Genomic DNA, 22,827 nt, shown 5'->3' on the forward strand with positions numbered 1-22,827 from the left:
GGGCGCCACCTACCGGCGATACGAATCGTCACGGCGCTCCATACCGCAGAAAATGCTCGGCGCCCCAGCCGCTAACTCGGAACCGGAGCCCCGGCACCCTAATGGACTTCCTCAACCGACGGTACCCACCCATGAGCCGCCGCCGCCGCATTTATGAAGGTAAGGCGAAAGTCCTCTATGAGGGCCCTGAGCCTGGCACGCTGATCCAGCACTTCAAGGATGACGCCACTGCCTTCAACAACAAGAAGCACGACGTCATCGACGGCAAAGGCGTGCTGAACAACCGAATCTCGGAATATGTCTTCCTGAAGCTGAACGAGATCGGCGTTCCCACGCATTTCATCAAGCGGTTGAACATGCGCGAGCAGCTCATCCGCGAGGTCGAGATCATCCCGCTCGAAGTGGTCGTGCGCAACGTCGCCGCCGGCTCGCTGTCGACGCGGCTCGGTATCGAGGAAGGCACGCAGCTGCCCCGCTCGATCATCGAGTTCTATTACAAGAACGACGAGCTCAACGACCCGATGGTGTCGGAAGAGCACATCACGGCGTTCGGCTGGGCCACCACCCAGGAAATCGACGACATCATCGCTCTCGCCATCCGCGTGAACGACTTCCTCTCCGGCCTGTTCCTCGGCGTCGGCATTCGCCTCGTCGATTTCAAGATGGAATGCGGCCGGCTGTGGGAAAACGATCTCATGCGGATCGTCGTGGCCGATGAGATCAGCCCCGATTCCTGCCGGCTGTGGGACATCAAGTCGAACGACAAGCTCGACAAGGACCGCTTCCGCCGCGACATGGGCGGCCTCGTCGAGGCCTATTCCGAAGTCGCGCGCCGTCTCGGCATCATTTCCGAGAACGAGCGGCTGCAGGGTGGCCCCGTGCTGGTGAAGTCCGAACAGCCCGAAAAGTGAGATGAACGCCCCCGGCCTCGCCATATTCGTGGGGCAGCCATCCACAATCGACCGTTGAGCCGTTCGCGGCCAAGTGATAGGCGGGGGCCCGCAAAGCCCCCGTTTCTGTTTTCTCCCGTTCTCTTATCAAGAACGTCCTCGAGAGTGATCCCATGAAGGCGCGCGTTCTCGTCACCCTGAAATCCGCCGTGCTCGACCCGCAGGGCAAGGCCATCGAGGGCGCCCTGCGCTCGCTGGGCGTGCCCGGCATTTCCAGCGTCCGCCAGGGCAAGGTGTTCGACGTCGAATTCGACGGATCCGACCCGGCCAAGGCCGAGGCGACGCTGAAGGACGCCTGCGAGAAGCTTCTCGCCAATACGGTGATCGAAACCTACCGCATCGAGTTCGTGGGCTGAGCGCGATGAAAGCGGCCGTCATCCTCTTTCCCGGCTCGAACCGCGAGGGCGATGTCGCCAGCGCGCTCAAGCATGTCACCGGCGTTACGCCCAGCATCGTCTGGCACGCAGACACCGAGCTGCCCGCCGGCACCGATCTCGTCGTGCTGCCCGGCGGCTTCTCCTATGGCGATTACCTGCGCTGCGGCGCCATTGCGGCGCGCGCCGCCATCATGGATGCCGTGCGCGCCCACGCGGCGCGCGGCGGGCTGGTGCTCGGCATCTGCAACGGCTTCCAGATCCTGTGCGAGAGCGGGCTGCTGCCCGGCGTGCTGGTGCGCAACGCGCGCCTGCGCTTCGTCTGCCGCGAGGCGCTGCTGAAGGTCGAGCGCAGCGACACGCCCTTCACCCGCCGCTACGCCAAGGGCGCGATCGTGCGTTATCCCGTGGCGCATGGCGAGGGCAACTACACCGCCGACACCGAGATGCTGAAGCGGCTTGAGGGCGAGGGCCGCGTGGTCTTCCGCTATGTCATGGCTGACGGCAAGCGGGACGATACGCAGGTGCTCAACGGCGCCGCCAATTCCATTGCCGGCATCGTCTCCGAAAAGCTCAACGTGCTCGGGCTGATGCCGCACCCCGAGAACCATGTCGACCCGCTGCTCGGGCCGACCGATGGACGCGCCTTGTTCGAAAGCATAGCGGGCGTGCTGGAGCGGGCCTGAGCCTTGCGCTCGCCCCCTCCCCGCCGCGCAACGGAATGACGGCCCTCGCATGACCTCCACCGAGCCGAAAATCACCCCCGAGCTGATCGCCGAACATGGCCTCAAGCCCGACGAGTACCAGCGCATCCTGACGCTGATCGGCCGTGAGCCGAGCTTCACCGAGCTTGGCATCTTCTCGGCCATGTGGAACGAGCACTGTTCCTACAAGTCCTCGCGCCTGCATCTGCGCGGCCTGCCGACCAAGGCGCCCTGGGTCATCCAGGGCCCGGGCGAGAATGCCGGCGTCATCGATATCGGCGATGGCCAGGCCGCCGTGTTCAAGATGGAGAGCCACAACCACCCCTCCTATATCGAGCCCTATCAGGGCGCGGGCACCGGGGTCGGCGGCATCCTGCGCGATGTGTTCACCATGGGCGCGCGGCCCATCGCGGCGCTGAACGCGCTGCGCTTCGGCGACCCCAAGCACCCGCGCACCCGCCATCTGGTGGCGGGCGTGGTTGCCGGAATCGGCGGCTATGGCAATTCCTTCGGCGTGCCCACCGTGGGCGGGCTGGTGGGCTTCCACACCCGCTATGACGGCAACAACCTGGTCAACGCCATGGCGGTCGGCCTCGCCGATGCCGACAAGATCTTCTACGCCAAGGCGACCGGCGTCGGCCTGCCGGTGGTCTATCTCGGCTCCAAGACGGGTCGCGACGGCATCCACGGCGCCACCATGGCCTCGGCCGAATTCGGCGAGGGCGCGGAGGAGAAGCGCCCGACCGTGCAGGTGGGCGACCCCTTCGCGGAGAAGCTGCTGCTGGAAGCCTGCCTCGAGATCATGGAAGCGGGCTGCGTCGTCGCGATCCAGGACATGGGCGCGGCCGGCCTCACCTGCTCGGCGGTGGAGATGGGCGCCAAGGGCGACCTCGGCATCGAGCTCGACCTCGACAAGCTGCCCTGCCGCGAAGCGGGCATGAGCGCCTATGAGATGATGCTCTCCGAGAGCCAGGAGCGCATGCTCATGGTGATCGCGCCGGGCAAGGAAGAACAGGCCGAGGCCATTTTCCTGAAATGGGGCCTCGACTTCGCGATTGTCGGCTACACCACCGACAATCTGCGTTTCGTGGTGAAGCACAAAGGCGAGATCAAGGCCGACCTGCCGATCAAGGAACTGGGCGACGAAGCCCCGCTTTATGATCGTCCCTGGGTGGAGACGCCCAAGCAGCAGCGCATCGACCCCGCCTCGCTCGAAATCAGCGCCACCATCCCGGGCGCGCTGGAGCGGCTGATCGGCTCACCGGACTTCGCCTCCAAGCGCTGGATCTGGGAACAGTACGACCACCTCATCCTCAACAACACCGTGCAGCGCCCCGGCGGCGATTCGGCCGTGGTGCGGGTTGGCGAGGGGCCGAAGGGCCTCGCGCTCACCTGCGACGTCACCCCCCGCTATTGCGAGGCCGATCCGTTCGAGGGCGGCAAGCAGGCGGTGGCGGAAGCCTGGCGCAATATCACGGCCGTCGGCGGCAAGCCGCTGGCGCTGACCGACAATCTCAATTTCGGCAACCCCGAGAAGCCGGAGATCATGGGCCAGCTGGTCGGCTGCCTGCGCGGCATCGGCGCGGCGGCGCTGGCGCTGGATTTCCCCGTCGTGTCCGGCAATGTCAGCCTCTATAACGAGACCAATGGCCGCGGCATCCTGCCGACCCCGACCATTGGCGGCGTCGGCGTGGTCGACGACATCGAGAAGACGGCGACGCTGGCCTTCAAGGCGGGCGGCGAGGCGATCTACGTCATCGGCGAGACCACGGGCTGGCTTGGCCAGTCGGCCTTCCTCTCCGAGATCCTCGACCGCGAGGAAGGCGCCCCGCCCCCGGTCGACCTGGAGCTGGAACGCAAGAACGGCGATTTCGTCCGCTCGCTGATCGAGGCCGAGCTGGTCACCGCCGTGCATGACGTCTCCGACGGCGGCCTGCTGGTCGCCATCACCGAGATGGCGATGGCATCGGGCATCGGCGCCAGCCTGCTCGCCCCCGAAGATGGCATCAACCCGTTCGCTTACTGGTTCGGCGAGGATCAGGCGCGCTATGTCGTGACGGTGGCCAGCGGCGAGAAGGCGCAGGTCCTGCGCCAGGCCGAGGCGGCGGGCGTCACCATCGCCAAGATCGGCGGCACGGGCGGCGACCGGTTGAACATTCCGGGCGAGCGCCCACTTGTGATCGACACGCTGCGCGAGCGGAACGAAGCCTGGCTGCCCATCTATATGGGCGCGGGCCTTATGTGAGGGAGCATCCGCGATGGCCATGGAAGCCACCGAAATCGAACGGCTGATCCGGGAGGGTCTGCCGGATGCGGCGGTCGAGATCCGCGACCTCGCCGGCGACGGCAATCATTATGCGGCGACCGTCGTGTCCGCGAGCTTTCGCGGCAAGAGCCGCGTGCAGCAGCACCAGATGGTCTATGCCACGCTGAAGGGCCAGATGGGCGGCATATTGCACGCGCTGGCGCTTCAGACCAATGTACCGGACTGAAGCTGGCGGCCGAGACTGCCAGGCCTCCCGTGAGGGAGGTCGCCACCCCCACTCGCGACGCCCGCACGGGCAGAGGGCAATGCCATGAGCATTCACGATTTCATCGACAGCCAGGTGAAGAGCAACGACGTCGTCGTCTTCATGAAGGGCACGCCGCAATTCCCGATGTGCGGCTTCTCCGGCCAGGTCGCGCAGATCTTCACGCTGCTCGGCGTGGACTACAAGGGCGTCAACGTTCTGGATTCCGACGAGATGCGCCAGGGCATCAAGGAATTCACCAACTGGCCGACCATTCCGCAGATCTTCGTCAAGGGCGAGTTCATCGGCGGTTGCGACATCGTGCGCGAAATGTACCAGTCCGGCGAGCTGCAGGGCCTGCTGGAAGAGAAGGGCGTACCGGTGATGGGCCGCGCCACGGCGTGAGCCTGTCCACCCGCGGAACGAAAAAGGCCGTCCTTCGGGGCGGCCTTTTTTATGTCGGGATGCCGCGCCATGCCGGATTGCGCCGATGGCGGCCTTGCCGGGTCGCCCAACAAAAAAGCCGCCCCGAAGGGCGGCTTTTCCGTTTGGTCGCAGCTGGGTCGCAAGACCCGATCAGCGCGAGTAATACTCGACGACCAGATTGGGCTCCATCACGACCGGATAGGGCACCTCGTTGAGCTCGGGCACGCGGACGAACTTGGCCGTCACCTTGTTGCCGTCGACTTCGAGATAATCCGGCACGTCACGCTCGCCCGAGGCGGCCGCTTCCATGACCAGCGCGAGCTGCTTGGAGGCTTCCTTCACCTCGATCACGTCGCCGACCTTCACCTGGTAGCTCGGCACGTTGACGCGACGGCCGTTCACCTTGATGTGGCCGTGGCTCACGAACTGGCGGGCGGCGAACACGGTCGGGACGAACTTGGCGCGGTAGATCACGGCGTCGAGACGGCGCTCGAGGAGGCCGATCAGGTTGGCGCCGGTATCGCCCTTGAGGCGGGAGGCTTCGACATAGACGGCGTAGAACTGCTTCTCGCCGATCGAGCCGTAATAGCCCTTGAGCTTCTGCTTGGCGCGCAGCTGCACGCCGAAGTCGGAAACCTTGCCCTTGCGGCGCTGGCCGTGCTGGCCGGGGCCATATTCACGCTTGTTGATGGGGCTCTTCGGGCGACCCCAGATGTTTTCGCCCATACGGCGGTCAAGCTTGTGCTTGGCTGCTACGCGCTTGCTCATGCGCTGGTCCTCTCGCAAGTTGCGGGTTGGATCGCGCCCCCTCCTCTCCTCCCTGATGGAAGGCGACAGGTCATCCCCGAACGCGCCGGAGACATCCATGGGTGCGTGAAACGTAACACGGGGCCGTTGCCGACCCCGTGCGTGAGCGGGTGCATAGGCGGGAAAGGCCGGCAGGTCAAGGGCTGCGGCGGCGTCCCCGCCTTTGCGCCCGCAATCAGCGCCCCTTGCGCAGCGCCGCCAGCACGTCGAGCCCGGCATAGCCGTTCGGCTCCTGGCCGATCTTGCGCTGGAAATCGGCCACCGCCTTCATCGTCATGTTGCCGACTCGCCCGTCCGTGCCGCCGGTATCGAAGCCCGCGCGGGTGAGCCGCTTCTGGACCTCCTGCACCTCCGCCAGCGTCAGCGTCCGCTCGCCGCCGGGGAAGGGTGTGATGAAGGGCGCACCGCCCAGCACACGGTCGCCGAGATGGCAGACCGCCAGCGCATAGTTCATGGACGGGTTGTAGCTGCGCACCGCATAGAAATTCTGCGTCAGCAGGAAGCACGGCCCCTCCGGCCCGGCCGGCGCCCAGAGCCGTGCCCGCGCCTTGGGCAACGCGAAACGCCCGCCGCCCGCCGGCTTCACGCCGAGCCTGCCCCACTCCTCCACCGTGCGCCAGGTCTTGGCGTCGGCGGCCGATTCGGGCACGCCATCCATGCGCACCTCGATTCCCCAGGGCAGGCCGCGCTGGTAATTGCCGCGCTTGAGCAGATAGCGCGAGGAACCGGCCAGCGCATCGGCCACCGAATAGGGCGAGGGCGTGCCATCGCCGTCATAGTCGATGCCGAGATTGAGCCAGACTTCCGGCATCCACTGCGTATGGCCCATTGCCCCCGCCCAGGAGCCGAGCATCTCGTCCGGGCTCGCCCATCCACGCTGCACGACGGCGAGCGCGTTGATGAATTCGGTCTCCCAGTAGCTTCGCCGGCGCGGCTCGCCCCAGGCCAGCGCCCCAAGCGAGGGGAAAACCGGCTTCATATGATCCGGGTCGTCTACCAGTTCGCCAAAGGCGCTCTCCATGCCCCAGAGGCCGAGCAGCACATCCGGCTCGACGCCGAAATCGCCGTGCAGGCGACGGAGCAGCGCGGCGTTCTTCTTCGCCGCCGCCTGGCCGGTCATCAGCCGCCATTCGGAAATGCGGCGGTTGAGATATTGCCAGAGTTCCTCGCGAAACTCGGGCTGGGCGCTGTCCTTGGCATAGACCGAGAGGTCCGGCTCCAGTCCCCGCGTCACCCGGTCATAGACGGCATCGGAAATGCCCTTGGCACGCGCGCGGGCGCGAAAACTCACCACCCACGCATCGAACGGCTGGGCCGCCGTCTGCGCGCTCGCCGCGCCACCGGCCAACGCCAGCGCGCCCGCTCCCATCAGGAAGGCGCGGCGTGTCGGCGCCAGCGTCGACGTCTGGCCGGCGGGGCGAGCGAAGGCGTCAAGCGTCACGGACGAATCTCCCGCGGCGCGGAATGCCGCTGGGGCATGGTGGGTGCGGATGATGTCGTCCGCAAGGCGTCGGGATGAGACGAGACGTGCCTCGGCTCGCTAGCCGCCACGCCCTCGCCCGCTGGCTGCGGGCGATCCGACGGCCGGCAGTGACATTGGCACAAGTTCGCCGGCGCGGCTGGCGCGGCCGACGATGCGCTCCACCAGCCGCGAATCGAGCGGATGGCCGGTGGAGAACAGGCGCAGCGGCGCCGGGCTCGCCGCGAAGGCGACCGGACCGATCAGCGAACTCAGCCGGCGGGCGATGGCGGGAGCCGGGTCGATCCAGCGCACCGGCCAGGGCGCCACCGCGCGCAGCCGTTCCAGCACCAGCGGATAATGCGTGCAGGCCAGCACGACCGTGTCGGTGCGCCTGCCCGCCTCGTGCACGAAGGCCGGGGCGATCTCGGCGGCGAACGCCTCGTCCTCCACCGTCTCGCCCGCCATGACGGCCTCGGCGAGCGGTGCCAGCCGGGTCGAGCCGACCAGCGTGACACGGCAATCGCCCGCGAAGTCGCGGATCAAAGCCTGCGTGTAGTCGCGCTTCACGGTGCCCGGCGTGGCGAGCACGCTGACCTGCTTGGTGAGCGAGCTTTCGCAGGCTGGCTTGATGGCCGGGACCGTGCCGACGAAGGGAATGGAATATTGCGCGCGCAGCGCCGGCAGAACCAGCGTCGAGGCGGTGTTGCAGGCGATAACGACCGCATCCGGCGCCAGGCGGGCGATCAGCGCATCCATCACCGCCGTTACCCGGCCGATCAGGTCCGGCTCGCTGCGGGGGCCATAGGGAAAGCCGGCATCGTCCGCCGCGTAGACAAAGCGCGCATCGGGCCGGGCTCGCGCCAGTTCGCGGAAAACCGAGAGCCCGCCAAGCCCCGAATCGAACACCAGGATCGTGGGCGCGCGCAGCGTGGGCGCGGAAGCGATATCGGATAGCGGCACGGCGGATGGCCCCGTTGAACGAGGGTGCGGGACGCCGTGAACGCTGCCAGGAACGCGGCCCTCGGCGCCCTGAAGGAGCGCCGGAGAACCAGAAGCAGAAACGGGCGAAGCCTCGATACGCATCTGATGTCCTCCATCCCGGGCAGCATTGTGGCGCATCAAGGTGAACGGATCGTTGCCGCCGTCAGCCATCCCTCGCAGCCCATCCCTGGGAAGCCGTCCCTGGGAAGCCGTCGGTCCGGCGCTCAGCCTTCGGCGTCGCCCTCCCCACCCCCGGCCGGCTCGGCGGGCTTGCTGGTCGCCTTCCTGGCAGGCTTCATGCCCAGCCGGGCCGCGGTGCGCGCCTCGCGCGTCTGCCGCCCTTCCACCAGCGCGGTGATTATCCCGTGCAGCGTGGCGACATCCTGCCGGGTCAGCCCGACCCGGTGGAAGATGTTGCGGATATTGCGAATGGTGACCGGCTTCTTCTGCTCGGAGCGGAAGAACAGCGCCTCGTCGAGTTCGTGTTCAAGATGGTCGAAAAAGGCCAGCAGGTCCTGCTTGTCGGCGAGCGGGTAGCGATCCGGCTGTTGGAAGGGCAGAGCCCCGCCAGAGGTGAGCTTGAACCACTCATAGCCGACCACCGCCACCGCCATGCCCAGGTTGAGCGAGGCAAAGGCCGGGTTGACCGGCAGGGTGAGAATCACGTCGGCGAGCGAAACCTCTTCGGTATAGAGGCCCGTGCGCTCGCGCCCGAACAGCAACCCCACGGTCTCGCCGGCGGCGGTGCGCGAGACAGCCTCGACCGCCACCGCATCCGCCCCGAGCACGGATTTCTGCATGCCGCGCTCGCGCGCCGTCGCGGCGACGATGAAGTTGAGGTCCGCCACCGCCGAGCGCAGATCCGGGAACACCTGCGCGCCCTCCAGAATGCGATCGGCACCGGAGGCGAAGGTCACGGCCTTCGGGTTCGGCCAGCCCTCGCGCGGATTGACGAGGCGCAGCCGCGACAGGCCGAAATTGCCCATGGCGCGCACGGCCGAGCCGATATTCTCGCCAAGCTGCGGCTCGACGAGAATGACGACGGGTCCGCCTTCCGGCCAGGGCCGGGTCGAATCGGTGCCGGCGCCGGACATCAGGTCGAGCTCCGGCGCATGAGAACGAGAGGGATAAGCGCGCACATGCAGCCGTCCTAACCGAAGTCCCGGCAAAACTGAACGGGCTTCGCGCAGGAACCTGCCGCGCAGGAACGCCGCGTCGCCGCGACGAATGGCTCCCCCGCCGCTGCGCGCCCTTCCGGCGGCGCGCCCCGCGCCGGTCGAGCGCGGCTCCATGCGCGGGTCATTCCATCCGCCGTCCACTACCCGCCGCGGCCCATCAATCGCGCCGTTTGCGCGCCGTTTCCGCGCCCTTCCCGCCCCGTTTGCGACAATCGGCAAAAGTCGACGCGGGAACGGCTTTCGCTTGCCGTTGCGGCGCGGTATCACGCCTTTACCGGCGCCCGCCGCGCGGACGGACGTCGAGGCCCCATTACGATCTGCATCCGCGCGAGGTGGAACCCCATGGCGAAAATCAAGGTCGCGAATCCCGTCGTCGAACTCGACGGCGACGAGATGACGCGCATCATCTGGCAGTACATCAAGGACAAGCTGATCCATCCCTATCTCGATGTGGATCTCGAATATTACGATCTCAGCATCGAGAACCGCGACGCGACCGACGACCAGGTCACGATCGACGCCGCCGAAGCGATCAAGCGGGTCGGCGTCGGCGTGAAATGCGCCACCATCACCGCCGACGAGGCGCGCGTGAAGGAATTCGGCCTCAAGAAGATGTGGCGCTCGCCCAATGGCACGATCCGCAACATCCTCGGCGGTGTGATCTTCCGCGAGCCGATCATCGCCAAGAACGTGCCGCGCCTCGTGCCCGGCTGGACGCAGCCCATCATCGTCGGCCGCCACGCCTTCGGCGACCAGTACCGCGCCACCGACTTCAAGGTGCCCGGCAAGGGCAAGCTGACCATCAAGTTCGTCGGCGAGGACGGCACCACGATCGAGCACGACGTCTACGACTTCCCGGGTTCGGGTGTCGCCATGGCGATGTACAATATCGATGAATCCATCATCGAATTCGCCCGCGCCTCGCTCAACTATGGCTTGATGCGGAATTATCCAGTCTATCTCTCCACCAAGAACACGATCCTCAAGCAGTATGATGGCCGGTTCAAGGAGATCTTCCAGAACATCTACGAAACCGAATTCAAGGCCGAATTCGAGAAGCGGAAGATCTGGTACGAGCACCGCCTGATCGACGACATGGTCGCTTCCGCGCTGAAATGGTCCGGTGGCTATGTATGGGCCTGCAAGAACTATGACGGCGACGTGCAGTCCGACATCGTGGCGCAGGGCTTCGGCTCGCTCGGCCTCATGACTTCCGTGCTGATGACCCCGGACGGCAAGACCGTCGAAGCTGAAGCGGCGCACGGCACCGTCACCCGCCATTACCGCGAGCACCAGAAGGGCAAGGAGACCTCGACCAACTCCATCGCCTCGATCTTCGCCTGGACGCGCGGTCTCGCCCATCGCGCCAAGCTCGACGACAATGCCGCCCTCGCCACTTTCGCGCTCACGCTGGAAAAGGTGTGCGTGGACACGGTCGAGAGTGGCTACATGACCAAGGACCTCGCCCTGCTGGTCGGCGCCGACCAGAAGTGGCTTTCCACCACCGGGTTCCTCGACAAGATCTCCGAGAACCTGCAGGAGGCGCTGGCCTGAAGGCCGGCAGGACCGGGGCGCGGCATACCCGCGCTCCGGTTTTTTGCACGGGGTCGCGGCGCCGTTCGCCCAGGCTCGCGCGATTGCCCACTCCCCGCGCGCCAGGATTATCCAGACGACGCGGGCGCACCGGCAGGCACCCGTTGCCCCGCTCGCTGCGCGTATTGGCGCTTGCCAGCCTCAGGGCATCGCCGGCGGTTGCGCGCATCGACGTCTCAGGAAAGCAACGCCTCACGGGCTCCGGCCGCGTGCGCCCTGCCCGGCCGGACCTACCCGCGCCGGTCTTCGATGCCTGCGGCCGTCGCAGATCCGACCAGCCCTTCGCGCCCGCAAAACGCGCGCCCGCTCAACTGCCCTGTTCGTCCCTGGGCAGCATTTCCTCGGCGACGATGTCGGACCGGCGGCGGATCGGCTGTGCCGTTTCAGCATCCCGGGCCATGGCGAGAATGCGCTCGCCGACTTCCGGATGACGGCGGATCACGTCCGCGACGTCATCGGCATCCAGCATGAGCAGCATGGAGCGGCTGCGCGCCCGCGCCGTGGCCGCCCGTCGCGCCGTATGAAGCAGCGCCCGCTCGCCGAAGAACTGCCCTTCTGTCAACACGATGGTACTGTCGGGAAATTCCAGCGCCACTTCGCCGGAGGCGATGAAATACATCGAGCGCGCCTCCTCGCCGCGGCGCACGATGATCTCGCCAGGCTGGGCCGTATGGGCTGACAGGATCTTGTGAATCTCCCCGATGCCCTTGGCGTCGAGGTCCGCGAACAGCGGCACGCGCGCCACCATGCCCCAGGTGATGATGAAGTCGCGGCGCTTGATCACATCCGCGAAAGCCGTGGCGATAATGCCGACTGGCAGGGCGATCATGATGATGCCGGTGATCATGGTCAGACCCGCGACCATCCTTCCCGCCACGGTCTTCGGGAAGACATCGCCATAGCCGACCGTCGTCACCGTCGTCATCGCCCACCACATGGCGGCGGGAATCGACCCCAGACTGTCGGGCTGAACCTGACCTTCCACCAGATACATGGCGGTCGCCGAAATCAGCACCGCCGCCGCCAGAAGCCAGAAACAGGCCAGCAGCGCCTGCCGCTCACCGTGCAGCACCTCCAGCAGCGACTGCATCCCCGGCGAATAGCGCGCCAGCTTCACGAAGCGCAGCAGGCGAAGCACGGCCAGCGTGCGCAGGTTGAATCCCAACGAGGCCGACAGCAGGAAGGGCAGCCACGCCACAAGATCGACGAGCGCGGCCGGCGTTCGCATGTGGCGCAGCCGGGCGCTTGTCGCCGACATGCCGCGATAGCGCGGATCCTCGGGAGCCACCCACACTCGCAGTCCGTATTCGAGAGAGAATATGGCGAGCGAGAAGATCTCGAAGGCCCGAAACAGCACCTGGTCGCGCAAGGCCAGGCTCGGCACCGTCTCCAGCACGGCCGCAACGACGTTCACGACAATGAGCACGATCAGCGCCCGATTGACCCGCTCCGCGAGCCTGTCACGGAGCGAATCGCGCTCGAGTACCTCATAGCAGCGTCGACGCTGCGCCCGCCGCCAGGAAGCGGAAAGCCAGCCTTCGTTCTTCGCCGCCATGCCGGCCTCCCCCGCCACCGGCACGCTCAGCCGGCGAGGGCGCTCTCGATCGCCGCCAGCGCCTCGGCGGCGCGCTCGCCGTCCGGGCCGCCAGCCTGCGCCATGTCGGCACGCCCGCCGCCGCCCTTGCCGCCGAGTGCCTCCGCCCCGCGCCGCACCAGCGCGACGGCATCATAGGTGCCGGTGAGATCCTCGGTCACGCCCACCACGATGCCCGCGCGCCCCTCCTCGGTCACGCCGACAATCGCGACAATGCCCGAGCCGAGACGCTTCTTGCCTTCGTCCACCAGGCTCTTGAGGTCCTTCAGATCGATGCCGGTGACCTGACGCGCCAGCAGCTTGACCGAACCGACCATGCGCAACGGCTCCTCGCCCGCCGTGCCGCCGCCCATGGCCAGCTTGCGTCGCGCCTCACCCAGTTCGCGCTCAAGCTTGCGCCGCTCCTCGACCAATTGCCCGACACGGGCCTCCACCTCCGGCACGGATGCCTTGAGCAACCCCGCCGCGGCCCGCAGCGCACGCGTCTGCTCGTTGAGGTGATGGCGGGCGACGTCGGCTGTCATCGCCTCGATGCGGCGCACGCCAGCCGCCACCGCGCTCTCGCCGAGCACCGAAACAAGGCCGATATCGCCGGTGCGCGACACATGGGTGCCGCCGCACAGTTCCACCGAATAGGGCGCCCCGTTGCCCGGATCCGTCCCCATGGAAACGACGCGCACCTCCTCGCCATATTTCTCGCCGAACAGCGCGCGCGCGCCCGAGGTAATGGCGTCGTCCACCGCCATAAGCCGCGTCACTACCGGCTCGTTGCGCAGCACCATTCGGTTGGCGATGTCCTCGACCGCACGCAGCTCGGCCTCCTCCAGCGGGCGCGGATGGCTGAAATCAAACCGCAGCCGGTCCGGCGCCACCAGGGATCCCTTCTGCGCGACATGGTCGCCGAGCACCCGGCGCAGGGCTTCGTGCAGCAGATGGGTGGCCGAATGATTGGCGCGAATCGCCTGGCGGCGCTCGCCATCCACCACCAGAGCCAGCGCCGCGCCGACGGCGAGCGTGCCGCTCTCGACCTCGACCTCGTGCACGAAGATCTCGCCGAGTTTCTTCTGGGTGCCGAGCACGCGCGCCGTGAGGCCGCCTTCGCCGGTAAACCTGCCGGTATCACCGACCTGACCGCCGGATTCGCCGTAGAACGGCGTCTGGTTCAGCACGACGAGCCCGCGCGTGCCGGCACCGATCTCATTGACGCGCCGTCCGTCGGCGATCAGTGCGGTGACCGCCCCTTCGGCCGTCTGCGTCTCGTAGCCGAGGAACTCGCTGGCCCCGACATCATCGCGCACTCCGAACCACACGGTATCGGTCGCCGCCTCGCCAGACCCAGCCCAGGAGGCGCGCGCCTCGGCCCGCTGACGCTCCATCGCCGCGCTGAAGGCAGGGACATCGACCGAGATGCCGCGGGCACGCAGGGCATCCTCCGTCAGGTCGAGCGGGAAGCCGAACGTGTCATACAGCTTGAACGCCGTCTCTCCCGAGAACTTCGCGCCGGAACCGAGACCCTCGCTCTCGCCCTCGAGAATCGACAGGCCACGCTCCAGCGTCTTGCGGAAGCGGGTCTCTTCGAGCCGCAGCGTTTCCGTCACCAGCGCTTCGGCGCGCACGATCTCCGGATAGGCACGCCCCATCTCGCGCACCAGCACCGGCACCAGGCGGTGCATCAGCGGATCGCGGGCGCCGAGCAACTGCGCGTGGCGCATCGCGCGGCGCATGATGCGGCGTAGAACATAGCCACGCCCTTCATTGGAGGGCAGGACGCCATCCGAGACCAGGAAAGTCGCGGCGCGCAGATGATCGGCGATGACACGATGGCTGGCCTTCTGCGGCCCGGTCGCCGGCACGTCCGTGAGTTCCTCGACCGCGCCGGTCAGCGCCCGCATGAGGTCGATCTCGTAATTGTCATGCGTGCCCTGCAGCACGGCGGAAATGCGCTCGAGACCCATACCGGTGTCGATCGACGGCCGCGGCAGACTGACCCGCTCGCCACCCGGCAGTTGCTCGAACTGCATGAAGACGAGATTCCAGATCTCGATGAAACGGTCGCCATCGGCATCGGGCGAACCGGGCGGGCCGCCGGGTATATGCGCGCCGTGATCGTAGAAGATCTCCGAGCAGGGGCCACAGGGGCCCGTGTCGCCCATCTGCCAGAAATTGTCGGACGTCGGAATGCGGATGATCTTGGATTCGGGCAGCCCGGCAATGCGCTTCCACAAGCCGAACGCCTCATCGTCCTCCGAATAGACGGTGACGAGCAGCTTATCGACCGGCAGCTCGAACTCGCGAGTGATGAGGTTCCACGCGAACTCGATGGCGTTCTCCTTGAAATAATCGCCAAAGGAGAAATTGCCGAGCATTTCGAAGAAGGTATGGTGCCTGGCCGTATACCCGACATTATCGAGGTCGTTATGCTTGCCGCCCGCGCGCACGCATTTCTGCGAGGTGGCCGCACGCGAATAGGGACGCTTCTCGACACCGGTGAAGACGTTCTTGAACTGCACCATCCCGGCATTGGTGAACATCAATGTCGGGTCGTTGCGCGGCACGAGCGGCGAGGACTCCACCACCTGGTGACCGTTCTTCGCGAAATAGTCGAGGAAGGTCGATCGTATCTCGTTAACGCCGCTCATCGAAACAGGTCCGTCGAATTCACCAGGTAACCGGCGCGGTGCAGCCGCCGGCCCACGCCTCGCGGCGCGCGAGCACGGTTCTAACGACGCTCCAAGGGCTTGTCCAGAAACGCACGGGCCACCCGAAGCGACCTGTCGAAAACAGGGCCGGCGCCCCTTCGGCCGCGTCCCGGGCGGACAGATCGCCCACCCCTTCACTCAAACAGGCGGCACAGCCGCACCAGGCTCCGGCCGGCCGCGCAAAGGCCTTCTCAGCCCTCCGCCTCGCCGCCGCCCTCTTCATCTCCCGGACCAGCCAGGATCTGCTCGGCGATGAGACCCGCATTCTGGCGGATCGCCGCCTCGATCCGTGCCGCTAGGTCCGGATTCTGGCGCAGGAAGGTCTTGGAGTTCTCACGCCCCTGACCGAGCCGCTGGCTGTCATGGGAGAACCAAGCACCTGACTTGTCCACCACCCCGGCCTTGACGCCGAGATCGAGCAATTCGCCCATCTTCGACACGCCCTCGCCATACATGATGTCGAACTCGACCTGCTTGAAGGGCGGCGCCAGCTTGTTCTTGACCACCTTCACGCGGGTCTGGTTGCCCACCACTTCCTCGCGCTCCTTGATCGAGCCGATACGGCGGATGTCGAGGCGGACCGAGGCGTAGAATTTCAACGCATTGCCGCCCGTGGTAGTCTCCGGGCTGCCATACATCACCCCGATCTTCATGCGGATCTGGTTGATGAAGATGACCATGGTGTGCGAGCGATTGATGGAGGCGGTCAGCTTGCGCAGAGCCTGGCTCATCAGCCGCGCCTGCATGCCGGGCTGGTTGTCGCCCATCTCGCCGTCGAGTTCGGCGCGCGGGGTCAGCGCCGCCACCGAATCGACCACCAGAACGTCCACCGCGCCCGAGCGCACCAGCGTGTCAGCAATCTCCAGCGCCTGTTCGCCGGCATCCGGCTGGGAGATCAGCAGATTGTCGAGATCGACCCCCAGCTTGCGGGCATAGATCGGGTCGAGCGCATGCTCGGCGTCGATGAAGGCGCAAACGCCGCCCTTTTTCTGGGCTTCCGCGATCGTATGCAGCGCCAGCGTGGTCTTGCCCGAGGATTCTGGCCCGAAAATTTCAACGACGCGGCCACGCGGCAGGCCGCCAATGCCGAGCGCGATGTCAAGACCGAGCGATCCGGTGGAGACCGTCTCGATCTCCATGATCTTGTCGTTCTTGCCAAGGCGCATGATCGAGCCCTTGCCAAAATGGCGCTCGATCTGGGTGAGAGCGGCGTCCAGCGCCTTGGTCTTGTCCATGGAAGATCCTTCGACGAGTCGCAACGTCGCCTGAGTCATTGCCGCGCTCCCGGTTGCATGCAAGTGGTTAATGAATCTTCGCCTGATCCTGCCAGCAACGTACTCGTTTTGTTCGACGTTCGCAATATGTTCTTCCGGAGCTTACGGTAGGCCAAGTTTGGGGCTGGGGGCGCTATCGCTTTTTGTCGTTCTGGCGGTTGGCGCCCGCTAACATTATTTGTCCCGCTTCCGGCCGAAATCCATTGGGAGTGCTGGATTTTAAGGCCCGGACCCATAAGGGGGGCGGCATCGCGGGCTCGGTGTGATTCACGGCTTCCGGAGGAAGTGCGGATGAATCGGGATCGTTTCTGGCTGACGGATGCATTTTCGCTCATATCGCGCCGCATCTGCCGACGGATACGCGCGGCAAGCCGCGGGTTGATGACCGACGCGTGATCAGCGGCATCATCCATGTCGTGAAATCCGGCGGACGGTGGATCGATGCGCCGCCGGACTACGGGCCACGCAAGACACTCTACAATCGTCATGTCCGCTGGGTCGCCAAAGGCGTCTGGCTTGATCTCTTTCATGCTCAGGCAAGCGCTGGCGGTCCCTCGGTCCAGGTGCTCATCGGCTTCATCGCCCGAATTCGGATGCACGCGTTGATCGCCTTGGGCGAATAGCCCTCCGCCTTCGCCTCGGCGTTCAGCGCGGCTTCGTCCTTCGAAAACTGCTTCTTCGCCTCGCGGATTGCCTCCTTCGCTCAATATAGGCGCGCAGCTTCTCGGCACTTGCGGTAATGGTCCCACGGCTCATCTCATCGCCCTCCAAGGCGTCGGGAGGATCTCTCGGTCAGTGGGAAAACAGGTCGGCCACCGGCAGTGCCGGCCGGTCGGCGGGAGACGTCGTCTTCAACTCGGTGGCCAGAAACGCGGTGGTGATTTCCACCAGCTCTCTCGCCACCTTGGCGCGGCGGCCGGAGTGCCGGGCCCGCTCGCGCTCATATTCGGCGGTCTTCTCCGCCCGCACCCGGCGCAGCTTGTGCGCCGCCATCTGTGTCGGCGTGGGCCTGGGGTTGGCGGTCTTCACATAGATCCGCGCCATCGTCGCCTCCGGGGTGATCACACCTCGCCCAGCGCCGCGCGCGCCGCCTGAAGGCTCGCATCCACCGCGCGAACCTCGCTCTCAGGAGCGCGGCCAGCTTTCGCCGCAAGGAAGGCGCGCTCGGTTTCCAGCTTGCGGATTTCGGATGCGAGTTCGCGATCCACGGTGGCCAGGAGCCATTCGTAGACATGCTTTTTGATCGCCTTGATGCGCCCTCGCCGAAGGTTTTCCATCGTGCCGGGGGACAGGCCAACGCGCCTTGCAACAAGGGGGCGCACCGCAGTGATGTTCAAGCCGGTCCCCTCCGCCTCTTTCTTCTCGAGGCGCTTGACCAGATGCGACGCCAGATCTTCGTCGCTGAAGGCATTCGCGCGGATCATTCGTCCATCACCGGTGGATGACATGTCCATCTAATCCGTGCTCTTGTAGGGGCACCGAATAGATGGACATCGGAGATTGATCGAGATCCCGCAGACCCGGGCTGGCTTCGCACCCACCACGGCGCGCCCGCTCGACACCACACGCCAAGCCGCCGTTCTGGTCGGGCCTCTCCCCGGCAAGGGAGAGCGCGACGAGACGCCGGGAATGAACAAAGTCCCCGCCGCCTGAAAAGGGCTCAGCCAGCTTCACCACATCGCAGAAGAGGCGCGACGCCGGTTCGACGGGTCGCCCGAAGAAGGTCGCGGCAACGAACTCCTCGGAGCTCGGGTTCAGCAGGCTTCACAGCGCCTCGATCGAGGTCGGGCGCGCCTTGCGACAAGCGTGCACATGATAGAATTTCTGTCCCGGGAACTCATGAAGACGCAGGCCAATCATTCCGCACGACGAGTGGCAGACATCGGCCACCACATAAACCTTCCCCTGCTCGGGAGCGGCGCATGGCTCCGCTGAGAATACCGTACCGTCATCACCCACGATAAAATCGTTGGCGCCAAACGGATCGATGCACACAACGACATCGCCCGGCACGATGCTCGTGCTGTCGTCGAAGCGCAGGCGCGGCGCACGGGCCGGGCCGCCCAGAGGGAAATCAATGATCCTGCGGCGGAGGCCCATCACTCCACCCCGGAGTTCGCGAGATCGTGGTGATAGAGCGCTGCATAGGGAGGCTCCTCGCCCGCAGCCATCGCGCGCAAGCAGAGGATGGAGACGTCATTGCATCTATTCGGAAAGCTGAAGCGGTGGATAAACTCCTCCGCTATCGCAACGTGCGCAGGATCCGAGCCATGCTTCCGCTTGTCTCGTCCACCGAAGCGTTCGGCTATTACCTCGTCGGAAGCCGTCTTTGGTACGCCTACCGCGCTCTTGCCGACATCGCTCTCGCGCGCGGCGCGATCGACGAGGCCGGCTTGGCCACCATCGCGGCCGACGTGCTGGCCTGCCTCGACGGAGGAGAGGATGAGGTCATCGGAAAGGCGGACACCGCCAAGGCCCGGGCGTTCGCTGCGGAAGAGGCGCGCAAGATATTCGCCGAGGCGCGCACACTTCGAGAGAAGCAGGCCAAGGCCGTAGGACCAGGCGCCGAACCCGACGCCAAGGAGGAATGACGTCGCGCTCATTGTGCGGGCTCCGGATGGGGTGCGGGCTCGGTCGCGAGATGAGGCGATGGCGCGCTGCATAGGCCGTGAACCGATCGAGCGCGCCAATCAATGCCCCACCTCGCGTAGAGAGATGAGTGGACTCAATCAGTAATTGATTTGAATTTTCAACAGCTTGCGGCGACACACCAACACGTGGGCGTGATGGCCGGTAACTTTTTCCGCGATTGCGACGGTCAGTCGGCAATGCATACAATGACCCTGTGGGAGCCCAAGAAAAGCGCTCTCAGGGGGAGCCATCATGCATCGTGGTGTGGGCGACTGGCCGGTCGCAGAACCGGTGCCAGTGCAGGATGAGTTTGTCACCCAGGTCGCAGAAATCGAACTTCTTGGAGACAATGCTCGCATTGTCCTTTGCACCCCAAGACACATCCCCGGAACCGATCAATACGAGAGGGATTTAGTGTCCAAACTCGTTGCTCCCGTCAGAGACGCGCTTGCCATGCTCGACTTCTGCCGTGCAGCGCTTCAACCGCAAGGGAACGTCGTGCCCTTCATCCCGCATCACTGAGCGGCCTCCGCACCCCCGCGCATGCCAAAAATGGCGGTGCCGCGATTTTTTGTGCTTGGCAAGTTCTGCCTGGACGATCGGATAATGCGTCGCTGGGACACGACGGCGGGCGCGCCAATTTGCTACAGACGAAACCGAAGAATGACCGATCAATCACACCGCGGACGTGTTGCCGCCCAGGGCGGCGATCACCTCGTCAACCGTTGTGATGACGGCAGGTGCCTCGGCATCCGCAGTGATGATAGCGTTCATAGCATCGAAATTATCACGTTATGTGATAATTTTAAGCACCACAAAACGGATATTTTAATCACATTCTGTGAATGAGATGATTGCGCCCATGACTGAGGCGGACAGGCCATTCATAGAGATCGGCGAGCGGATCGCACGTCTCCGATTTTTTCTCGGGTACAAGACCCAGGCCGATTTCGCGCGCTTCCTAGGGGTGGCCGCAAATCTTCTCAGCATGATGGAAACTGGCTTGCGCCGCCCGACGAGCGACTTTGCCCTTCTGCTGCAGTCGCGCACAGGAGCCGACATGCATTGGCTCTATACGGGGTCAACGGCGAACATGCCGCTTCGCTTCCAGCCCATGCTCGATACGGCGGCGCCGGAACGCGCCCGTCGCGGGCGCCCGAGCAAGTCGCAGTGAACTAAACCTTTTCGCGCATTAACCATCACTGCGTCAGTTGGCGCAGCTGTGCCGGGCGTCAGCCCATTGCGGCACAGAATACCTTAAAGTAGTGTCAACCTACCATGGCGCCGCCGTTACCCCCAGAGCGCCAGGAGAGGTGCGCTCGTGCCCAAGAACCATGGACCCTTAGACTTGGCTTTATTGGCTATTTCTCTCGTGCTTGGGCTGGCTGTCTACTCGGTTAATCGGGGGTTCGACGTTTCATTTGATCAATTGAACTACCATTATTACACTGCCTTTGCATATCTCAATGATCGCATCGACATCGACGCGGCACCGGCGCAGATCATACACAGTTACTTCAACCCTCTGGTCTATCTTCCTTTCTATGTCCTGCTGGAGAATGCCGGTCCTTTAGGCACGAGCATCAGCTTGGCCATCATCCACTCTGCCAACTACGTATTGGTCGGCTTGATAACGTCGTTTTTGGTTTCTCGGCATAGCGCCATCTACCGATGGTCATGTGTTGCCGCAGCGACCGTGATCGCTCTCGCCAGCCCCATGGCCCTTTCCGAAGTCGGGACTTCATTCGCCGATATCCTCTCCGCAATTCCAGTTCTGATCTCGGTCGCCATCCTAGTTTCATCTTCTGGGACAGCCGCCCGCGGGCTCCTGCTGAGCGGGCTCCTTATCGGCGCGGCTACCGCGCTCAAGCTGACCAATGGCACATTCGCGATCTCGCTGGGAGCGACCTGCCTTATCTGCGCGCCCGGCATGTACGGCCGGTTGCGAGCGGCGTCATTGGCGAGCATAGGCCTTGTCGCCGGTTTCATCACTGTCGGCGGAACTTGGTCCCTGACGCTCTGGACCAGATTCGGAAACCCGATTTTTCCCTATTACAACTCGATCTTCCGCTCCCCTGACTTCCCACCGACATCGGACATCGACCGAAGATACATCCCGGAAAGCATCCTCGATGGCGTGGCATATCCCTTCCGATGGGCAATCGGAATCGTGCCAGCCCCGGAGATTGGCTTTCAGGATGCGCGCTTCGCCGCGCTGATCGTGTTGCTGGCGCTTTGCGGGGCCATGGCATTGATCGGCCGGCGCTCAACAACGTCATCTATTCGATCGTGGGCGACCCCGGGCGTCAGGCTCGCCGCGTTCTGGATGGTCTCATTTATCGTGTGGCTCACGGTCTTTGCGATCCAGCGCTACATCGTGGTCTTGGAGCTTCTCTGCGGCCCGTTGGCCGTCTTGACGGTGCAATGGCTGTTCGGCGGCAGATATCGGATCGTCCAGATCGCCGCTTGCGGAGCATTGGCGGTTGCCGCAGTGCTGACCGTAAAGGTCCCGGACTGGGGACACATCGCTTTCACCTCTGAACCCTATGGACTGGAAGTTCCCGCCGAGATCCGTGGCGACCACATATTCCTGATGGCAGGAGAGCCGGTTTCACACGTCATCCCCGCACTGTCGCCGAACGCCAGATTCTACGGCGTCTGGGAGTATGAGCAGACGATGGCAGCCGCGGGTACTACATTCACCCGTCGCCTCCAGCAGGCCATTCGAGAAGCCGGCACGACGCGAATCTTCGTCATCGCCAACTACCCGATGACTATGGCGACACGGCTCCACGTCGGGAGTTACGGCTTGCAGTCCAAAATGGATTGCATCCCGATAACCGGCTTCGCCTATGGCGAGCGTACGAACTTCGCTTGTGAACTCCAGCAAGTGGAGGGCACCGGCGCTCTGGCGGCTGTTCTGCCCCCGGACGAGCCCGTCATCTTTGGCTCGGGCGGTGATGGATTTGCCATCCTCGCTTCTGAGACCAACTCCGATTGGCGGGGGGCCGGCCCTACTGCCGTACTTCAGGATGGCCACGGGCCCAGTTTGCTATTTCGTCGGCCGGACGGGCACATTCCTAGCCGAAGTCTGCGAGTAGATATTGCCTATGAAGTCGCTCCTGGAGATGACAGCGGCATCGAGATCATACCGAAGATAAATGGCCGAACGCCAGATCAGAGCTTGACCGAGGCGGATCCAATCCATTCGATCAAGATAGTCAAGACTTGCATCGCGGAGACGGCTTTGGCGAGATCCGAAGAAGGGCCGCATGTCGTTCGGCTGACGCTTCGCCTGGACCGATCTAGCAAAGAACCGAGACCCGTTCTGGTGCGTTCGGTGCGGTGGCGTTCTGACGAGGCCGCCTGCATTGCTTCCAAGCCCGCAGCGCTCTCTGTCGACTAGCGGCTAAGAGGGCGATCCTCTCATCATAAAAATCATCACAAATAGTGATGATTTTTTGCTTATAATTATCACAACACGTGACATTAACGCGCGCATCAGCCCCGCGGCTGATGCGCGCCCGGCGGCGGCTTCCCCGCCGTCCAAGCCCCGCCGATCGCTGGGCGTGCTCCCTTTTTTTGCTGATGGGAACGAGACGATAACAAGCGAGCACCGGTTCTGGATGTGAACCGCCCCTAGA

22 protein-coding genes and 1 pseudogene are annotated in these 22,827 nt (G+C 64.8%); 12 read left to right on the top strand and 11 right to left on the bottom strand.

All coding sequences use genetic code 11. From position 1 onward, the window contains the following. Nucleotides 1–101 precede the first annotated feature (101 nt). The 6 genes from purC to grxD all read left to right on the top strand — a co-directional run bounded on the left by purC (nt 102) and on the right by grxD (nt 4,943). A complete protein-coding gene (gene purC, locus FHS55_RS10235; protein ID WP_183189614.1) occupies nt 102–911 on the top strand; it encodes a phosphoribosylaminoimidazolesuccinocarboxamide synthase in 810 nt (269 codons plus the stop codon). Between the two features lie 152 nt (nt 912–1,063). Continuing rightward, complete coding sequence (gene purS / locus FHS55_RS10240) at nt 1,064–1,306, top strand: phosphoribosylformylglycinamidine synthase subunit PurS (RefSeq protein WP_183189615.1); 243 nt, start codon at nt 1,064–1,066, stop codon at nt 1,304–1,306. Nucleotides 1,307–1,311: 5 nt separating this feature from the next. Beyond that, entirely contained in the window at nt 1,312–2,010 is a 699-nt protein-coding gene (gene purQ / locus FHS55_RS10245; RefSeq protein WP_183189616.1) for a phosphoribosylformylglycinamidine synthase subunit PurQ, read from the top strand. 49 nt (nt 2,011–2,059) lie between these two features. After that, entirely contained in the window at nt 2,060–4,273 is a 2,214-nt protein-coding gene (purL, locus tag FHS55_RS10250) for a phosphoribosylformylglycinamidine synthase subunit PurL (protein ID WP_183189617.1), read from the top strand. 13 nt (nt 4,274–4,286) lie between these two features. After that, the gene (locus FHS55_RS10255; RefSeq protein WP_183189618.1) at nt 4,287–4,520 is read left to right on the top strand and encodes a BolA family protein; all 234 of its coding nucleotides are present in this window, start codon (nt 4,287–4,289) and stop codon (nt 4,518–4,520) included. An 84-nt stretch (nt 4,521–4,604) separates the two neighbouring features. Beyond that, nucleotides 4,605–4,943 (top strand): Grx4 family monothiol glutaredoxin, encoded by a 339-nt coding sequence (gene grxD / locus FHS55_RS10260; protein ID WP_183189619.1) that lies wholly within the window; start codon nt 4,605–4,607, stop codon nt 4,941–4,943. 171 nt (nt 4,944–5,114) lie between these two features. On the opposite strand, the gene rpsD is transcribed toward grxD, so the two are convergent. The 4 genes from rpsD to FHS55_RS10280 all read right to left on the bottom strand — a co-directional run bounded on the left by rpsD (nt 5,115) and on the right by FHS55_RS10280 (nt 9,308). After that, nucleotides 5,115–5,732, bottom strand: a complete 618-nt coding sequence (gene rpsD, locus FHS55_RS10265) for a 30S ribosomal protein S4 (protein ID WP_183189620.1) — start codon at nt 5,730–5,732, stop codon at nt 5,115–5,117. Nucleotides 5,733–5,946: 214 nt separating this feature from the next. Continuing rightward, nucleotides 5,947–7,140: a lytic murein transglycosylase gene (locus tag FHS55_RS10270; protein ID WP_183189816.1), complete on the bottom strand. Its 1,194-nt coding sequence runs from the start codon at nt 7,138–7,140 to the stop codon at nt 5,947–5,949. Nucleotides 7,141–7,311: 171 nt separating this feature from the next. Continuing rightward, on the bottom strand, nt 7,312–8,193 hold the full coding sequence (gene murI, locus FHS55_RS10275; RefSeq protein WP_343056111.1) for a glutamate racemase: 882 nt from the start codon (nt 8,191–8,193) through the stop codon (nt 7,312–7,314). Nucleotides 8,194–8,438: 245 nt separating this feature from the next. After that, complete coding sequence (locus FHS55_RS10280) at nt 8,439–9,308, bottom strand: RNA methyltransferase (protein ID WP_183189622.1); 870 nt, start codon at nt 9,306–9,308, stop codon at nt 8,439–8,441. Nucleotides 9,309–9,734: 426 nt separating this feature from the next. Between FHS55_RS10280 and FHS55_RS10285 the strand changes: the two genes are divergently transcribed. Further along, nucleotides 9,735–10,946 carry an NADP-dependent isocitrate dehydrogenase gene (locus FHS55_RS10285; RefSeq protein ID WP_183189623.1) on the top strand — a complete coding sequence of 404 codons (1,212 nt, stop codon included), beginning with the start codon at nt 9,735–9,737 and terminating at the stop codon, nt 10,944–10,946. A gap of 346 nt (nt 10,947–11,292) precedes the next feature. Here FHS55_RS10285 and FHS55_RS10290 read toward each other — a convergent pair whose 3' ends face one another. The 3 genes from FHS55_RS10290 to recA all read right to left on the bottom strand — a co-directional run bounded on the left by FHS55_RS10290 (nt 11,293) and on the right by recA (nt 16,552). Further along, nucleotides 11,293–12,540 carry a cyclic nucleotide-gated ion channel gene (locus FHS55_RS10290; RefSeq protein ID WP_183189624.1) on the bottom strand — a complete coding sequence of 416 codons (1,248 nt, stop codon included), beginning with the start codon at nt 12,538–12,540 and terminating at the stop codon, nt 11,293–11,295. A gap of 26 nt (nt 12,541–12,566) precedes the next feature. Beyond that, nucleotides 12,567–15,218 (bottom strand): alanine--tRNA ligase, encoded by a 2,652-nt coding sequence (alaS, locus tag FHS55_RS10295; protein ID WP_183189625.1) that lies wholly within the window; start codon nt 15,216–15,218, stop codon nt 12,567–12,569. Nucleotides 15,219–15,469: 251 nt separating this feature from the next. Then, nucleotides 15,470–16,552 (bottom strand): recombinase RecA, encoded by a 1,083-nt coding sequence (gene recA, locus FHS55_RS10300; RefSeq protein ID WP_183189626.1) that lies wholly within the window; start codon nt 16,550–16,552, stop codon nt 15,470–15,472. Nucleotides 16,553–16,843: 291 nt separating this feature from the next. Here recA and FHS55_RS10305 point away from each other — a divergent pair. Beyond that, nucleotides 16,844–17,151 (top strand): annotated as a pseudogene (locus FHS55_RS10305) (transposase); the annotation flags it as partial. Here FHS55_RS10305 and FHS55_RS23910 read toward each other — a convergent pair. The 4 genes from FHS55_RS23910 to FHS55_RS10325 form a co-directional block, all read right to left on the bottom strand. Further along, on the bottom strand, nt 17,085–17,243 hold the full coding sequence (locus tag FHS55_RS23910; RefSeq protein ID WP_183189817.1) for a GapR family DNA-binding domain-containing protein: 159 nt from the start codon (nt 17,241–17,243) through the stop codon (nt 17,085–17,087). The pseudogene FHS55_RS10305 and the gene FHS55_RS23910 sit on opposite strands and share 67 nt — an antisense overlap. A gap of 101 nt (nt 17,244–17,344) precedes the next feature. Then, nucleotides 17,345–17,596: a hypothetical protein gene (locus FHS55_RS10315; RefSeq protein ID WP_183189627.1), complete on the bottom strand. Its 252-nt coding sequence runs from the start codon at nt 17,594–17,596 to the stop codon at nt 17,345–17,347. A gap of 17 nt (nt 17,597–17,613) precedes the next feature. Beyond that, nucleotides 17,614–18,006, bottom strand: coding sequence for a hypothetical protein (locus FHS55_RS10320; protein WP_183189628.1), 393 nt, complete (start codon nt 18,004–18,006; stop codon nt 17,614–17,616). 310 nt (nt 18,007–18,316) lie between these two features. Beyond that, nucleotides 18,317–18,652, bottom strand: a complete 336-nt coding sequence (locus FHS55_RS10325; RefSeq protein WP_183189629.1) for a hypothetical protein — start codon at nt 18,650–18,652, stop codon at nt 18,317–18,319. Nucleotides 18,653–18,822: 170 nt separating this feature from the next. Here FHS55_RS10325 and FHS55_RS10330 point away from each other — a divergent pair, with 170 nt between their 5' ends. From FHS55_RS10330 to FHS55_RS10345, 4 genes are all read left to right on the top strand, one after another. After that, a complete protein-coding gene (locus FHS55_RS10330; RefSeq protein WP_183189630.1) occupies nt 18,823–19,143 on the top strand; it encodes a hypothetical protein in 321 nt (106 codons plus the stop codon). Between the two features lie 292 nt (nt 19,144–19,435). Continuing rightward, complete coding sequence (locus tag FHS55_RS10335; RefSeq protein WP_183189631.1) at nt 19,436–19,705, top strand: hypothetical protein; 270 nt, start codon at nt 19,436–19,438, stop codon at nt 19,703–19,705. 340 nt (nt 19,706–20,045) lie between these two features. After that, entirely contained in the window at nt 20,046–20,357 is a 312-nt protein-coding gene (locus tag FHS55_RS10340; protein ID WP_183189632.1) for a helix-turn-helix domain-containing protein, read from the top strand. Nucleotides 20,358–20,504: 147 nt separating this feature from the next. Further along, nucleotides 20,505–22,589, top strand: coding sequence for a glycosyltransferase 87 family protein (locus FHS55_RS10345; protein ID WP_183189633.1), 2,085 nt, complete (start codon nt 20,505–20,507; stop codon nt 22,587–22,589). Nucleotides 22,590–22,827: the final 238 nt, after the last annotated feature.

The sequence above is a fragment of the Ancylobacter tetraedralis genome (assembly GCF_014195655.1).
Lineage (GTDB): Bacteria > Pseudomonadota > Alphaproteobacteria > Rhizobiales > Xanthobacteraceae > Ancylobacter > Ancylobacter tetraedralis.